A 14,880-nucleotide genomic window follows, 5' to 3' on the forward strand; every position below is an offset into this window, starting at 1 on the left:
CTCATCCCCCTCCGCGATTATTACCCAATTGGTACATATTCGGCACCGTTCCGCAACGCGGGGGATTTAAAGGAGACAGAAATGGCATTTGGCAGCGCGCCACGTGGGATACCCCGTATCCTGCAGTGGCTCCTTGCCGGACTGATGACGCTCATCGGTCTGGCTGTTGGCGGCTTAGGTTTAAAGCTTGTTACCGTAGGCGGAAGTGGGTACTTCCTGATCATGGGCGTGGCGATGGTGATTGCCGCCGTCCTGATTTTCATCAACCGCGCCAGCGGGATCGTCCTCTATGGCATCGCGTTTATCGCCTCGCTGTTCTGGGCCGTCAGCGATGCCGGATGGGATTTCTGGCCGCTCTTCTCGCGCCTCTTTACGTTTGCCGTGCTGGCCTTCCTCTGTGCCATCGTCTGGCCGTTTATGCGCGCAGCAAACCACAACGCCCCGAATAAAGCACCGGCGTTTGGCGTCGCGGCCGTTCTGGCGGTCGTGATGCTGGTGAGCCTCGGCTGGATGTTCAAGCCGCAAACGCTGGTGGCGGCGAATGAGCCGGTACCGGTAAAACCGGTCGCACCGGGTCAGGAGCAGAAAAACTGGGCGCACTGGGGCAATACCACCCACGGTGACCGCTTCGCCGCCCTCGATCAAATTAACAAACAAAACGTGAACGATCTGAAGGTGGCCTGGGTTGCCCACACGGGGGATATTCCTCAGAGCAACGGCTCCGGTGCGGAAGATCAGAACACCCCATTGCAAATTGGCGACACGCTGTATGTCTGTACGCCGTACAGTAAAGTCCTGGCGCTGGACGTCGACTCCGGTAAAGAAAAATGGCGTTACGACGCGAAAGCCTCGGCACCGAACTGGCAGCGTTGCCGCGGTCTGGGCTATTTTGAAGACCACAGCAGCGTGACAACGTCACAGGGAGATACACAACCTGCGGCATGCCCTCGTCGTCTGTTCCTGCCGACCACCGATGCGCGACTGATAGCCATCAATGCAGATAACGGCAAGGTCTGTGAAGACTTTGGCAATCGTGGCACCGTTGACCTGAGCATCGGGATGGGGGAAATCAAGCCGGGTTACTATCAGCAGACCTCCACGCCGCTGGTCGCGGGGAATGTGGTGGTGGTTGGCGGTCGTATCGCGGATAACTTCTCCACCGGCGAACCGCCGGGCGTCGTGCGTGCGTATGACGTTCATACCGGCAAGCTGGCATGGGCATGGGATCCAGGTAATCCGCAGCTGACCGGCCTTCCACCGGAAGGACAGACCTATACACGCGGCACGCCGAACGTCTGGTCTGCCATGTCTTACGATGCAAAACTGAACCTGATCTATCTGCCAACCGGCAACGCCACGCCAGATTTCTGGGCGGGTGAGCGTACGGCGCTGGATGACAAGTACAGCTCCTCCATCGTGGCGGTGGACGCCGCCACCGGCCAGGTGCGCTGGCATTTCCAGACCACCCACCACGACCTGTGGGACTTTGATCTCCCTTCCCAGCCGCTGCTGTACGATTTACCCGACGGTAAAGGTGGCACCACGCCGGTGCTGGTGCAGACCAGCAAGCAGGGCATGATCTTTATGCTCAACCGCGAAACCGGCAAGCCCGTGGCGAAAGTGGAAGAGCGCCCGGTACCGGCCGGTAACGTTGAAGGTGAACGTTACTCCCCGACCCAACCGTACTCTGTTGGCATGCCGATGATTGGCAACCAGACGCTGACCGAATCGGATATGTGGGGGGCGACGCCAGTAGACCTGCTGCTGTGCCGCATTCAGTTTAAAGAGATGCGTCACCAGGGCGTCTTCACCCCACCGGGTCTCGACCGTTCCCTGCAGTTCCCGGGCTCCCTTGGCGGGATGAACTGGGGCAGCGTCTCAATCGACCCGAACAACAGCCTGATGTTCGTTAACGATATGCGCCTGGGCCTGGCAAACTACATGGTACCGCGTGCCAACGTGGCGAAAAACGCAAGCGGCATTGAGATGGGTATTGTGCCAATGGACGGTACGCCGTTCGGGGCTATGCGTGAACGCTTCCTGTCGCCGTTGGGCATTCCGTGTCAGAAGCCACCGTTTGGCACCATGTCAGCCGTTGACCTGAAATCAGGCAAGCTGGTGTGGCAGGTTCCGGTCGGTACGGTGGAAGATACTGGCCCGCTTGGCATTCGCATGCATATGCCGATCCCAATCGGTATGCCAACCCTGGGCGCGTCCCTCGCTACCCAGTCCGGTCTGCTGTTCTTTGCCGGCACCCAGGATTTCTACCTGCGCGCGTTTGATACCGCCACCGGGAAAGAGATCTGGAAAGACCGTCTGCCGGTCGGTAGCCAGTCCGGACCGATGACCTATGTTTCACCGAAAACCGGTAAACAGTACATCATCATCAACGCGGGGGGTGCCCGTCAGTCGCCGGATCGCGGTGATTACGTGATTGCCTACGCGCTGCCGGATAAGCAGTAACGCAATAAAAAAGGGACCTGACGGTCCCTTTTTTTTCACCCGTTTACCCCGGACGACTCAGAACGTTTCCCAGTTATCACCCGACACCGCAGGCGCAGGACGTAAAGGTGCGTTTTTCACCGCTGGCGCAGACGAGACTGAACGGCCAGGCTTAGCGCCACTCAGACGAAATGCCCCGACTGCCTCGGTCAAGCGTGCGCCCTGTTCTTCCAGGGAGGCCGCCGCCGCAGAGGCTTCTTCCACCAGCGAGGCGTTCTGCTGCGTTACTTTGTCCATCTCCGAAATCGCCTGGCTGACCTGCTCGATACCGCGGCTCTGTTCGTCGGAGGCGGCGGCAATTTCCAGCATAATATCGGTGACGCGTTTCACCGCATCGACGATGTCGTTCATGGTGTTGCCCGCGGCGACCACTTCACCGGAACCCTGATCGATCAGGGAAACCGACTCGTTGATCAGGCTTTCAATCTCTTTCGCGGCATTTGCACTTCGGCTCGCCAGGGTGCGCACTTCGCTCGCCACCACCGCAAAGCCGCGTCCTTGTTCACCCGCACGCGCTGCTTCTACTGCCGCATTGAGCGCCAGGATATTGGTCTGGAACGCAATGCTGTTAATTACCGCAGTAATCTCAGAGATCTTCTTCGAACTGGTGGAGATATTGCTCATCGTTTTCACCACGCCGGAGACCATCTGGCCGCCACGACTGGCTTTACCGGAGGCATCTTCCGCCAGCTTGCTGGCATGGTGCGCGTTATCGGCATTCTGTTTCACCGTCGCGGTCAGCTGTTCCATACTTGCGGCAGTCTGCTCAATGGCGGCCGCCTGCTGTTCGGTACGGGATGAGAGATCGGTGTTGCCAGCCGAGATTTCACTGGTTCCACGATAGATCTCTTCCGCCCCCTGGCGTACGGTGCCAACCGTGGTCTCCAGCGAGTGCTGCATGGTTTGCAGGTCGCGCGTCAGCCGGCCAATTTCGCTGCGCCCGGCGACATCATCCGGCATCGTCAGGTCGCCTTTTGCAATGTTCTCGATTCGCGTAGCAGCACGCTGAAGCGGATTGATGACCGTGCGGCGCAGCACGATAAAGGTCAGCGCGGTCAACACCAGCGCCAGGGCAAACGCCCCGACCATAAACATCAGGCCCAGCTGCGTGCGGCTGTGCGCCTGCGCCGTCAGGGCATTGGCCCGGTCGGTACGGATCTTAATCGCCTTCAGCAGGACGGCGTTATAGGCGTCATCCAGCGGGCGCGCGGATTCGTTTTCATGGTTAATGATCGCTTCAAACATGCCGTTTTTGGCAAATTTAACCATCGGCTGAAGGCCCGCGATATAGGCGTCAAAGCGTGTTTTCAGTTCGGCATCCAGCGCTTCATCCTCCGCCGTACGAACGGGGCGGTTCATGTACGCATTAAAGCCATCCTGAGACTGCTTAATACGTTTTTCCGCCTCGCTGATGTTCTGCTTCATTGCATCCATCTCGGCGATACGGCTGGCCGCGCCAGCGTGGATCATATTGATACGCGCGGTGCGAAGATGGTTAGAACTGTTCGACAGCCCCATACGCACCTGAATTTCTGATGTGACATCCTGCTGATCGGCGTCTGCCTGCAGCAGGAAATAGCCCGCCAGACCTGAGCTCAAGGCGAACAGCAAAATAATGCCACCGAGAATGGAGGAAAACAGCGGAACCAGCCTGATATGATGCAAAAAGCTCAGCGTGCGCTGCGCCTGCATCGTTGTTGTGTTGTCCATGACCGTCGACTCTCTTGTAGGTAAGATGCGTAAAAACACGCCTGTAAAATAGTCATCGGCACGGCTGGAGATTAGCTTACGGCTAAAAGCGCAAGGCAGGTCACACTTTAGAGAAGATTATGCAGGAAACGCCAGCGGCAAAAAAACCGCTGGCAGAAGAGTTACTTGTCGCCGAAGTGAATCACGGTACGGATGGACTTACCTTCGTGCATCAAATCGAACGCGTCGTTGATTTGCTCCAGCGGCAGGCGATGGGTAATGAACGGGTCGAGCTGAATTTTCCCGACCATTGCATCTTCCACCATGCCCGGAAGCTGGGTGCGCCCTTTCACGCCGCCAAACGCTGAACCACGCCACACACGGCCGGTCACCAGCTGGAATGGACGGGTTTTGATCTCCTGGCCCGCACCGGCAACGCCAATGATGATGCTCTCACCCCAGCCTTTGTGGCAGCATTCAAGCGCGGAGCGCATCACGTTAACGTTACCGATACATTCGAAGCTGAAGTCAACGCCGCCATCGGTCATCTCAACGATCACATCCTGAACCGGCTTATCGTAGTCTTTCGGGTTCACGAAATCAGTGGCACCCATTTCGCCTGCCAGTGTGAATTTCTCCGGGTTAGTATCGACAGCGATAATACGACCCGCCTTCGCCTGCACCGCCCCCTGGATTACCGCCAGACCGATACCGCCCAGACCGAACACCGCAACGGTGTCGCCCTCTTTCACTTTTGCGGTGTTATGCACCGCGCCAATCCCGGTGGTTACGCCGCAGCCCAGCAGGCAAACTTTATCCAGCGGCGCCTGTGGGTTCACTTTCGCCAGCGAAATTTCCGCACACACGGTGTATTCGCTGAAGGTACTGGTGCCCATGTAGTGATAGATCGGCTCACCGTTATAGGAGAAGCGAGTGGTACCGTCTGGCATCAGACCTTTACCCTGAGTAGCGCGAACCGCCTGGCAGAGGTTAGTTTTGCCGGATTTACAGAACTTACACTCACCACATTCTGCCGTGTACAGCGGGATCACATGGTCACCCGGTTTCAGGCTGGTCACGCCCTCGCCAACTTCCACCACAATCCCGCCGCCTTCGTGGCCGAGTACCGCCGGGAACACGCCTTCAGGATCGTCACCCGAAAGGGTAAACGCATCGGTATGGCACACGCCGGTATGGGTAATTTTGATCAGGACTTCGCCTTTCTTCGGCGGAGCCACGTCGATTTCAACGATTTTGAGCGGCTGGCCGGGGCCAAATGCGACAGCAGCGCGAGATTTCATAATGTCTCTTCCCTTATTGTGAGGTCTGTGGGTTTATTTTAGATAAGAGCGCAGCAAATGGCCGACTTCTGCCATGCGAACGGCCCGCTGGTCCGGCGTTGTTTCCCCGGTCACCAGCTCATCTTTGAGGTGAATTTCAACCATTTCGCCCATCAGCCCATTCGCAGCACCGCGCACGGCGGCAATTTGCTGCAGGATGGCCAGACAGGGGTCGCCCGATTCCAGTGCACGCTCAAGAGCATCAACCTGCCCTCGAATGCGGCGGACGCGCGTCAGAATACGTTTTTTATCTGCGGGTGAATGCGGCATACGCCCTCCTGATACTATAGGGGGGTATTGTATATTTTAAAACAGGTTTATGTAAACATTAGGTTTGACGTGGTTATCGTGTAGTTAGCTGAGAGGGTCATCAGCCAGAATTGCTGCTCAGGGTTAGTTCATCTCCTGCGATTTGCTCATAACCACGACCAAAGGATGCAGAACGAATCGTGTGACTAAACTTCCCTTCCCTTTCTGCCCGTATCTGGGTTCACCAGGTTAATATATCTGTCGCCACGTTTCCTCCGGACGTAAAAAAACCCGCCTAAGCGGGTCATTTTTTTAGCTAAAAATCACGGGTATTTTTTCTTCAGTTCATCAAGCTTGTTACCGTCTTCCTCTGTAAACATTGTTGCATCAAACAACGCCCGCTTATCAGTACCGTCTACTCTCATGACTGTCACAGTGAAAACAGCGTCGCTTGGGGCATAAAGTTGACCCCATTCAGAATTTTTAGGCGGAGCCAGAGCCCATGTAGCTTCTTCATTCGGTTTAAGCCCGTCAGGAATATCGTAAAAGAACTTACTTTCCAACCAGGGATCTGAGTGTCCGCTGCTTGCTATCACTCCATGCAGGTAGGCTCTGGAAATAACGTTTTCACTCTTGTTTTTTACAACCAGTCTAATTACGGGTTGTGGCTCACCGTCTGCCTCAGGCTCCCTGGTAAATCTGGCTGATAAAACCTGGATTTTCTTCAGCTCCTCTTTAGCCATATCTGAGTCAGCTTTTTTCTTTTCTAGCGTTTTAATTTCCTGAATTGCCTGTTCTTTCTGCTTAAGCTCTCTCTCAGCTGTTACTTTCTGAGCATAAGAAATGACTTCCTCAGCAGTCTTTCCCGACAGGGGTTCGCGCATCTTTTTGCTGAGGTCTTCTTTGTCATTGTCTGATGAAGCATGCATGAGATCAGCCATGTTGATGTTACTGAATGCCACAACTTGCAGAGCGCTATCAAACTCCTCCCGCTTATTCTCCGGAAGTGACTCTCTGACTTTAGCTATAGACGATTTCATTGCATCATCAGTTGATGAGTCAATTTGTGGTTTATCGCAACCGGCAAGTAAGCAGGAAAGTAATATCACGCCAACAATTTTTTTCATGTCCCTATTCCATCAGTAAAAATTAGGAACAATCTTATCAGGAATTGGTGCATTGATAAAATAAGCATATAGAACATTAACTTGATTCAGTTGCATTCCACACGTCTGGTGATTATCAACGCCAGGCGCAGGGTCGTTTTCACCATGCCTTCTGCGTTTTGGCTGCGGCTATCACATCCCGCTCATTCATCACAATAAAAAAGGCCACCGAATGGCAGCCCTGGTCGCTAGGTATTTATCAATATCGTTTCATGGTGCCGACTGGCGTCCTTTCTGACCAATCAGGCCTCTCGCCAGCCATGATCGCACGCTGTTGGGATGGCGTCACAGACTGGGTTATCTCTGGCATAGCCTTGTATTCAGGTTTTTGAGGTGGGCTGAGAACCAGATCGGAACTACAACCTGTCAGCAAAAAAATCGCAAGAAGAGAGGAATTAAACTTGTGCACTCTATACCCTTCCAATGGGATAAAAAATTAAAGAAAGAATCGTGGTGTCGGGTGCATCCCAGTGACTCTCCCCTGGTAAGCAAAGATGCGTACATACCTGCGGACAGCAGTAGTCTGGAACGCACTCTCGTCAGAGAGGATTCACCACGGAAATAAATTATGTCGAATTTATTCCTTCGGTCAATGCATGATTGCTGCGAGTTGTCGCAGGATCAGGGGAATACGAGGTGACTTGATCGGAGCCATAGAAAAGAAACGTGGATGTTTATGTTCGCCGGGGTTTGCCCTGAACGTTCACTTTCTTCGGTTACGGGACTACAATTCAATAAATTTCATTCACATAGAGTTGATACGATGAGTACAACCCCCTTTATCCGCCCTCAACTTACCCTGCCAGACGGTGCCGACAAACTGCTGCTGCACTCCTGCTGCGTACCCTGCTCGGGAGAAGTGATGGAGGCCATCCAGGCCTCGGGAATTGATTACACCATATTTTTCTATAACCCCAATATTCATCCACAAAAGGAATACCTCATCCGTAAGGAGGAGAATATTCGCTTTGCGGAAAAACACGGCGTGCCGTTTGTCGATGCCGATTACGACACCGATAACTGGTTTGAACGCGCTAAGGGCATGGAATGGGAACCCGAGCGCGGCATCCGCTGCACCATGTGCTTCGATATGCGTTTCGAACGCACAGCGTTGTATGCTGCAGAAAATGGTTTTCGCGTCATCAGTAGTTCATTAGGGATCTCCCGCTGGAAGAATATGCAGCAGATAAATGACTGCGGCCAGCGTGCGGCAGCACGCTATCCGGGGATGGCCTACTGGGACTACAACTGGCGCAAACAGGGCGGTTCCTCGCGCATGATTGAGATAAGCAAGCGAGAACAGTTTTACCAGCAGGAATATTGCGGGTGCGTGTATTCGCTCAGGGACAGTAACCTGCACCGCAAGTCTCAGGGCCGCCCGCTTATCCGGATTGGGAAACTGTATTACGGTCAGGATGAGAATGAGAAATAAAGGGTTTGTGGCATAGAGATATATCCGAAAACAGGAGGATTTTGTGCCAAATTCCGCCCTGCATCCCTTAAAACGCAAAAGAGAGGCTATCCTTATACTATCAACACAAGGAGGCAAAAATGACTGATTTCAATACTGATAAAAATACACAGTTTGCAGAAGACAAAGCGAAAAATAAACTCGATGAACTGGCAGGCTCAGCCCAGCAGCAGTTTGGCGATTTCGTTGACTCCCCTAAGCATCAGGTTAAAGGTGCTGCCAAAAAATATGCCGCACAGGCCAGCGACGCCGTTTCCGATGTCACTGAAGCGGTGAGAAACAATCCCCTGACGGGTTTAATTGCTGCGGGGGCGGTAGGTATTGTTCTCGGCCTGTTACTGGGTCGAAAATAAATAAAGGCCCTTCGGGGCTTTATTTTTGCGCTTTAGCTAAACAATCTGACCATGCGATCTAATTCGTCTTCTTTCACGGCCCGCGACAGATAATAGCCCTGAAAACTTTTAACCCCAAGGGCAACTAACTTCTCAAACTTCTCTTCGCTATCCACCCCTTCAGCAATACAATCCGTGCCGGTCATATCGCTGTATATCTGTATCGCTTTAATAAGATTATAATCGTTGTCATTCGCCACAAAATGCTCGACGATATCCCGGTCAAGCTTTAATCCATCAAAATGCACCTGCCTTACCGGGAACATGGTTTGATGGTTGGAAAAGCAGTCATCGAGAAACAGTCGGCACCCGGTATTGCGTAAACGCCGCATGGTTTCTGGGATCGTCCTATCCTTGGTCACATCAATATCTTCCGCAAATTCAAAGACCAGTTTGTCGGCCCACTGCGGATTGAGCAGCATCGCCACAGCCTTTTTGGCCATGTCGGGAAGTGCATTCCCCGAGGCAAGTCGCGGGGGGATATTGACGGAAAAATAATATTTACCGTTATATTTATTAATACCTGACACCGCAGCATGAATCACTAACGCAGTAATTTTAAGCCATATCTCCTGATTTGAAATATCAGTAAGAAAATTAACTGGCTTGATAATTTTACCATTATTATTCCAGCGAATGAGTATCTCAAACCCCACTCCCTTCTTATAACGATCGGTTATGATCTGATACGCAGGGAATATTTCTCTTTTTAGCAATGCATTATACACCGCCGTCTCTTTGGCAGAGAGACTTTCTTTTTGCGTTAACCGTTCCGTGCTTCCTTCCATTCTTAAGGCATGCGGATCTTTCAGCCAGCGTCGGATCTGGTGTAATTTTTTCACCCCTTCCTTACGATGAGTATAAACCGTTTTATTAGACAGCCCCATTTTTTCACACTGCTCTTTCACTGACATTCCGCGATAAAAATTTAATAAAACGCTTACCTCTCTTTCGGTTAAACCTTTTACGTTTTCCTGATAAGACACCCCCCAGTATTGGTCACGCAAAGAACGTGAGTTATCCTTAAATACGTCATTATGCATACGAAAACAGGTCATAACATCAGGCACGCTGGCTATACGAATCAATGAAAGCTGGAAAGTATTATTTAAAAGATTCCCCAGAGTTCGATACAGCCAGCCATCCGGCATTTCCCCGTACAGGGTTACCTTTCGAATAACAGGAAGTTTATTTAGCACGCAAGCGAGTCGCTTCAGGCTCTCCAGCAGAGAGACCACACCTTTGCCGAGAAACACCGAGATTTGAGCGTTTTGACTGCTAAGGATATTTTCCAGATCCTGCCGGGAAGGTTCATCCCCCTCAAAACGAACGTGCGAAGCGTCTATACCGTACTGTTTGAGTAACAGACTGTACCCCTGAAATGTGAAATGGCAGGTTGAGATGACAAATTTTTGCTCATAAAAAGCAGCATTTCTGAAAGAAATATTATGGGTCATAACCTGCTCCTGGGCACAAAAACACATATCCCATTTGTGAATGTAACAAAATATAAAAACCCTGTTGTTGATAATAATTTTACAGTACACCATCAGGTTAAGAAACCGTTATCAACGTGACTCACGAGAACATCTTTGTGTTAATCACCGCCTGTATCCATATGCAGTATAAATATAAAATTCGCATCAAATAATAACGGTAAATATGTCAATCTCAAGGTATAATGAAAAATCCGAAAGAAGACTGGATACTTCATCTATCGGCTCATTCATATAAGAGACAAACGCTATGGATAATCATATCTCATCCAGGGCCTTGCTACATCGAAGGGATGTCATTAAAAACAATCCGCGATTCAGTGAGGCAATAACAGAGCACTACACCATTAATGACGCCATCTACAAAAAACAACCTTTGTTCTACAAAACGATGCTTCAGGAATCACGGTTCAACATTATTCTTTCCATGTGTTGTTTTATCTTTGGAAATCAGGCTGAGTCAGTATCAGAAATTAAAGAATTATGCTCACGTTATAAAATAGCCAGCCCCAACAGTGTGATTGCGATCATCACCTTGCTCAGAACCACCGGGCGCATCAAGACCTGGCGCTGCAGTGAAGACAGACGCAAAACGAGAATCGCACCGACTGAAAAGGGACTTAATGAACTTAAACGCTACATGTCCGGCGCATTTTTGCCGGTAAGTATTCTTTTCCCAAAGTTTAATATCAACGTTAATCTGCTGGATAACGACATCCTGCGAAATAACTTTTTCCGTCGCGCAGCGGAATACCTTTTCAGGGGATTAACGTTCAGGAAGGTTTTGCCTGAAGTGGGATTGTTTATTGATAAAGACGGAGGGCGGATGATAATGTTATATCTTTACCTGCAGGCCATAAAAAATAAAACCGCACATGGCGCAGTAATACCTTATTCAGCCAACTTACTGGCTAAAGAATTTTTTGTTTCACGGATCCACGTCAACCGTATTATTAAATCGGCGCAAGAGGCGGGTTATCTTAAAGATCAGGGTGATGGCCAGATGTCGATTTACCCGGCGTTTATAGAACTGGTCGAAAACTATGCCGGATTATACTTCGCCTATGTGACTCACTATATCAACGTTGTTCCTAAAGAACGACGCCACGTTGTTAACGTAACGTCGACGGTATAATGTTTCTGGCGTTCGGTTTCCCGAACGCCCTTTGTTTACCGTTCCCGCAGTGCCTCTTTCGCCTTATTAAGCGGTTTCAACAGATAATCCAGAATCGTTTTACTGCCTGTTTTAATATCAACGGTCGCAATCATCCCCGGAAACACCGGGAAGGCTTTGCCTTGTCTATTGGTCAGATGGTTACTGTCAGTGCGGATATAGACCCGATAGTAATACACATCCCTTTTCACCTCATCCTGAAGCGTATCCGGCGAAATCATGGTCACCTCGCCCTCCAGCCCACCGTAAATGGAGTAGTCATAGGCGGTCACTTTCACCAGTGCTTTTTGTCCCGGATGAATAAAGGCGACATCACGCGGCGAGATTTTCGCTTCAATTACCATCTGGTCATCAAGCGGAACCAGGCTCATCAGCTTGCCGTTTGGCGGAATCACCCCTCCCACGGTTGTCACGTCGATATCCTTAACGATCCCGCGCACCGGCGCATTGAAGGTCAGTCTGGTCAACGAATCTTCACGCCCTTTCATCACCGAACGTTGCGCTTCAATCTCCGCGTTCGCTTTCGCCAGCTCTTCACGGGCGCGAACGTAATACTGGTTTTTCATCTCGGTGATTTTGTTCTCAAGCTCATTTTTTTGACGCTCAAGACGTAACACCTCCACCTTACTGGCTGCCCCCTGCGTCACCAGCGGACGGGTCAGCGACAGCTCACGCTGCACCAGTTCGGCCCCCTGCCGTAACCCCGCCAGCCCTTTCTCAAGACTTTCGCGACGAGACTGATACAGCGCCGTTTCCTGTTTGACCAGCTCAACGTCATCATCCAGCTCTGCCGGAAAAGCCAGTGCCGTGTCGTTCACTTCGGCCTTCAGACGCGAGGCGGTTGCCAGCGCGGCATTCAGGCGCGATTCACTCTCCAGCACGCTTGATTCGGTTTTCGTCCGGTCAAGCTGTGCCAGCTGCTGACCACGCTCAACGATGTCGCCTTCGCGCACCAGCAAACTGTGAATAATGCCCCCCTCAAGGGACTGGATCACCTGCTCGTGCGAAGAGGGGATCACCTTGCCGCTACCGGTGGTGACCTCATCAAGGCTGAACAGGCTTGCCCAGGTGATAAATACCGCCAGCAGGGCGAACAGCGACCAGGCGACCCAGGTTGACCGCGGCAAGCGTGGCTCCTTCAGGCGGCTGTTGACGCGAGAGAAATCAGTCATGCTACGCCCTCCTCTGCTACTGGTGTCGGTTTCATGGTCACGGTACGCTGTGAGGCTTTTTGCGGCGCCATACCGTGCTGGCGAAGAATGGCGTCGCGCGGGCCATCCATGATCACCTTGCCGTTTTCCAGCACGATGATACGGTCAACCAGTTCCAGAATAGGCAGACGATGGGTCGCGACCACCAGCGTCCGGCGCTTGCCCAACCACGGTTTAAGGTGCTGGATAAACTGCTTCTCACTCATCTCGTCAAGCCAGGCGGTAGGTTCATCCAGCAACAAAATGTTCGGAGAGGTGATCAGGGCGCGAGCCAGTAATAACGCCTGACGCTGCCCGCCGGACAGGCCCGCGCCGCCTTCGTTGATAATGTAGTTGAGCCCCATTTTCTGTTTGCGGACAAACTCCAGCGCACCACTGTTCACCAGCGCCTGATGGATCTCATCGTCGGTGGCCAGCGGGTTGCCCATCAGAATGTTGTCCCGCACGGAGCCAAAGAACAGCCGCGCCTGCTGGCTCAGCAGCTGCATGTCGCGGCGCACGTCAGCCGGGTCCAGGTGGTTCAACGCGATATTATCCAGCAGAATGCTGCCCTGCTGAGGCTCCTGCATCCCTGCCAGCAGTTGCAGCAGCGTGCTTTTGCCGGAGCCATTGCGTCCGAGCACCGCCACCCGCTCACCGGCGCGAATCTGCAGTTTGCTGATATTCAGAACGGTGAGTTTTTCTTCATCGTCGTACCAGAACCCCACCTCTTCAAGCGCATAATCCCCCCGCAGATGGGCTTTATGCACCTTCTTGCCCTGCTGAGGATCGTCAATCGGGCGCTGCATCAGATCGTCGAGTCCTTTACGCGCCACTTTCGCCGACTGCCAGCGGGAGAGCACGCCTGAAATTTGCGACAGCGGCGCGATGGTCCGCGACGCGAGAATAGAGGTCCCCACCAGCGCACCGGTGGTCATGTCCCCGCTGATAACCAGGTAACACCCCACCAGCAGCACCACGGCATACACAATCGACTGCACCTCCTGCGTCCAGGTCAGCAACAGCCCGGTCAGCCAGCGCTGCTTCATGCCGACGTTAGCGGCAACATCATTGGTGTTATTCCACTGATTCTGGAAGCGCTGTTCAGCGCGCATCAGCTTGATGTCTTCAATGCCCTGAACCGCTTCCACCAGCGTGGCGTTACGAATGGCGGACTCGCGCATCCCTTCGCTGGACAGTTTGCCCAGCGGGCGCTGGACCAGCAGGCCCGGGATAAGCAGCAGCGGCACGGCAAGCAGGACAACCAGTACCAGCGGTCCGCCAATCATCCACAAAATGAACACAAACAGCAGGAAGAATGGCAGATCGGAGATGGCCGCAATGGTGGTGGACGTGATCAGTTCACGCACCGACTCCAGCTCGCGGATCTGGGCAATGAACGACCCGGTTGACTTAGAGCGGGCCCCGTTTTTAATCCTCAGCGCGTGTGCAAAAACGCGTTCAGAAATACGCAGGTCGGCGCGTTTACCCACCACATCCGAAATGTGCACGCGCAGCATGCGCATAATGAATTCGAAAACAATGGCGATCATTACGCCGCCAAACAGTACCCACAGCGTGGCTTCCGATTGCGAGGGCACTACCCTGTCATACACCTGCATGGAAAAGACCATGCCGGAAAGGGCCAGGACGTTAGCGACCAGCGCCACCAGCATAATATCGCTGTAGCGTCGCCAGTCCTTCAGGGCCAGCTGCCAGAACCAGTTTTTCTCATACGGTTTGATGTAATCATCTACCCGGGCATCCGGCGTGGACTCGAGCGGGCGCAGCACCAGCAGTCCTGTCAACCGTGAGCACAGCGCCTCACGCGTCAGCGTCGTCTCCAGGCCGCCGTCACCGCTGAACTGCAGGCTCACGTTGCCCTCGCTGTCCATGCGGTTAATGACCGCGATTTGTCCGCCGGTAAATTCCGCAAGCAGAGGTAAACGCCACGGGTCGAGGGAGACCGCGTCGGCCGCCACCATACGCATCCCTAACCCAAGCTGGCGTGCCATCTCTTCCAGCACCAACTGGCGTGGAGACTGGCTTTCATGGTTAATCGTGACCCGAACATGCTCTGCCGAGAAGTCCAGCCGATAGTGCTTCGCGATGATGAGCATGCCCTGCAACCAGGGTTCGTACTGTGGATGTGTCTTCATAATGTTGTGAAATCTTTTATCGCTCTTCGTTATAGCTACGCAAAAGGCCGCG

11 protein-coding genes are annotated in these 14,880 nt (G+C 52.7%); 4 read left to right on the plus strand and 7 right to left on the minus strand.

Annotation, left to right across the window (positions count from 1 at the left end; all coding sequences use genetic code 11):
* Nucleotides 1-81 precede the first annotated feature (81 nt).
* Nucleotides 82-2,463, plus strand: coding sequence for a glucose/quinate/shikimate family membrane-bound PQQ-dependent dehydrogenase (locus ACMVME_RS01835; protein ID WP_068794615.1), 2,382 nt, complete (start codon nucleotides 82-84; stop codon nucleotides 2,461-2,463).
* A gap of 57 nt (nucleotides 2,464-2,520) precedes the next feature.
* Here the strand turns inward: ACMVME_RS01835 and ACMVME_RS01840 are convergent, their stop codons facing one another.
* From ACMVME_RS01840 to ACMVME_RS01855, 4 genes are all read right to left on the minus strand, one after another.
* Nucleotides 2,521-4,212 carry a methyl-accepting chemotaxis protein gene (locus tag ACMVME_RS01840; protein ID WP_025204238.1) on the minus strand — a complete coding sequence of 564 codons (1,692 nt, stop codon included), beginning with the start codon at nucleotides 4,210-4,212 and terminating at the stop codon, nucleotides 2,521-2,523.
* Nucleotides 4,213-4,373: 161 nt separating this feature from the next.
* A complete protein-coding gene (locus ACMVME_RS01845; RefSeq protein WP_014169990.1) occupies nucleotides 4,374-5,492 on the minus strand; it encodes an S-(hydroxymethyl)glutathione dehydrogenase/class III alcohol dehydrogenase in 1,119 nt (372 codons plus the stop codon).
* Between the two features lie 33 nt (nucleotides 5,493-5,525).
* The gene (locus tag ACMVME_RS01850) at nucleotides 5,526-5,801 is read right to left on the minus strand and encodes a metal/formaldehyde-sensitive transcriptional repressor (protein WP_014169989.1); all 276 of its coding nucleotides are present in this window, start codon (nucleotides 5,799-5,801) and stop codon (nucleotides 5,526-5,528) included.
* Nucleotides 5,802-6,103: 302 nt separating this feature from the next.
* Complete coding sequence (locus ACMVME_RS01855; RefSeq protein ID WP_068794614.1) at nucleotides 6,104-6,907, minus strand: DUF6694 family lipoprotein; 804 nt, start codon at nucleotides 6,905-6,907, stop codon at nucleotides 6,104-6,106.
* An 802-nt stretch (nucleotides 6,908-7,709) separates the two neighbouring features.
* Between ACMVME_RS01855 and ACMVME_RS01860 the strand changes: the two genes are divergently transcribed.
* Together ACMVME_RS01860 and ACMVME_RS01865 are read left to right on the plus strand one after the other, a co-directional pair.
* Entirely contained in the window at nucleotides 7,710-8,378 is a 669-nt protein-coding gene (locus tag ACMVME_RS01860) for an epoxyqueuosine reductase QueH (RefSeq protein ID WP_414743343.1), read from the plus strand.
* 119 nt (nucleotides 8,379-8,497) lie between these two features.
* Nucleotides 8,498-8,770, plus strand: a complete 273-nt coding sequence (locus tag ACMVME_RS01865) for a DUF883 family protein (RefSeq protein ID WP_014169987.1) — start codon at nucleotides 8,498-8,500, stop codon at nucleotides 8,768-8,770.
* A 32-nt stretch (nucleotides 8,771-8,802) separates the two neighbouring features.
* Here the strand turns inward: ACMVME_RS01865 and ACMVME_RS01870 are convergent, their stop codons facing one another.
* Nucleotides 8,803-10,266: an EAL domain-containing protein gene (locus ACMVME_RS01870; RefSeq protein WP_068794612.1), complete on the minus strand. Its 1,464-nt coding sequence runs from the start codon at nucleotides 10,264-10,266 to the stop codon at nucleotides 8,803-8,805.
* Nucleotides 10,267-10,555: 289 nt separating this feature from the next.
* On the opposite strand from ACMVME_RS01870, the gene ACMVME_RS01875 reads away from it, so the two are divergent.
* Nucleotides 10,556-11,440: a MarR family transcriptional regulator gene (locus ACMVME_RS01875; protein WP_014169985.1), complete on the plus strand. Its 885-nt coding sequence runs from the start codon at nucleotides 10,556-10,558 to the stop codon at nucleotides 11,438-11,440.
* 35 nt (nucleotides 11,441-11,475) lie between these two features.
* On the opposite strand, the gene ACMVME_RS01880 is transcribed toward ACMVME_RS01875, so the two are convergent.
* Entirely contained in the window at nucleotides 11,476-12,651 is a 1,176-nt protein-coding gene (locus ACMVME_RS01880) for an HlyD family type I secretion periplasmic adaptor subunit (protein ID WP_014169984.1), read from the minus strand.
* A complete protein-coding gene (locus tag ACMVME_RS01885) occupies nucleotides 12,648-14,828 on the minus strand; it encodes a type I secretion system permease/ATPase (protein ID WP_047955582.1) in 2,181 nt (726 codons plus the stop codon). Before ACMVME_RS01885 ends, ACMVME_RS01880 begins: the two co-directional genes overlap by 4 nt.
* Nucleotides 14,829-14,880: the final 52 nt, after the last annotated feature.

It is taken from the genome of Enterobacter cloacae complex sp. 2024EL-00711, from assembly GCF_047529885.1.
In the GTDB taxonomy this organism is placed as follows: domain Bacteria; phylum Pseudomonadota; class Gammaproteobacteria; order Enterobacterales; family Enterobacteriaceae; genus Enterobacter; species Enterobacter ludwigii.

What these genes read in the sequence shown, in the direction of transcription:
- ACMVME_RS01835 (WP_068794615.1), top strand. Translation starts at nt 82, where the DNA reads ATGGCATTTGGCAGCGCGCCACGTGGGATACCCCGTATCCTGCAGTGG.
- ACMVME_RS01840 (WP_025204238.1), bottom strand. Translation starts at nt 4,212, where the DNA reads ATGGACAACACAACAACGATGCAGGCGCAGCGCACGCTGAGCTTTTTG.
- ACMVME_RS01845 (WP_014169990.1), bottom strand. Translation starts at nt 5,492, where the DNA reads ATGAAATCTCGCGCTGCTGTCGCATTTGGCCCCGGCCAGCCGCTCAAA.
- ACMVME_RS01850 (WP_014169989.1), bottom strand. Translation starts at nt 5,801, where the DNA reads ATGCCGCATTCACCCGCAGATAAAAAACGTATTCTGACGCGCGTCCGC.
- ACMVME_RS01855 (WP_068794614.1), bottom strand. Translation starts at nt 6,907, where the DNA reads ATGAAAAAAATTGTTGGCGTGATATTACTTTCCTGCTTACTTGCCGGT.
- ACMVME_RS01860 (WP_414743343.1), top strand. Translation starts at nt 7,710, where the DNA reads ATGAGTACAACCCCCTTTATCCGCCCTCAACTTACCCTGCCAGACGGT.
- ACMVME_RS01865 (WP_014169987.1), top strand. Translation starts at nt 8,498, where the DNA reads ATGACTGATTTCAATACTGATAAAAATACACAGTTTGCAGAAGACAAA.
- ACMVME_RS01870 (WP_068794612.1), bottom strand. Translation starts at nt 10,266, where the DNA reads ATGACCCATAATATTTCTTTCAGAAATGCTGCTTTTTATGAGCAAAAA.
- ACMVME_RS01875 (WP_014169985.1), top strand. Translation starts at nt 10,556, where the DNA reads ATGGATAATCATATCTCATCCAGGGCCTTGCTACATCGAAGGGATGTC.
- ACMVME_RS01880 (WP_014169984.1), bottom strand. Translation starts at nt 12,651, where the DNA reads ATGACTGATTTCTCTCGCGTCAACAGCCGCCTGAAGGAGCCACGCTTG.
- ACMVME_RS01885 (WP_047955582.1), bottom strand. Translation starts at nt 14,828, where the DNA reads ATGAAGACACATCCACAGTACGAACCCTGGTTGCAGGGCATGCTCATC.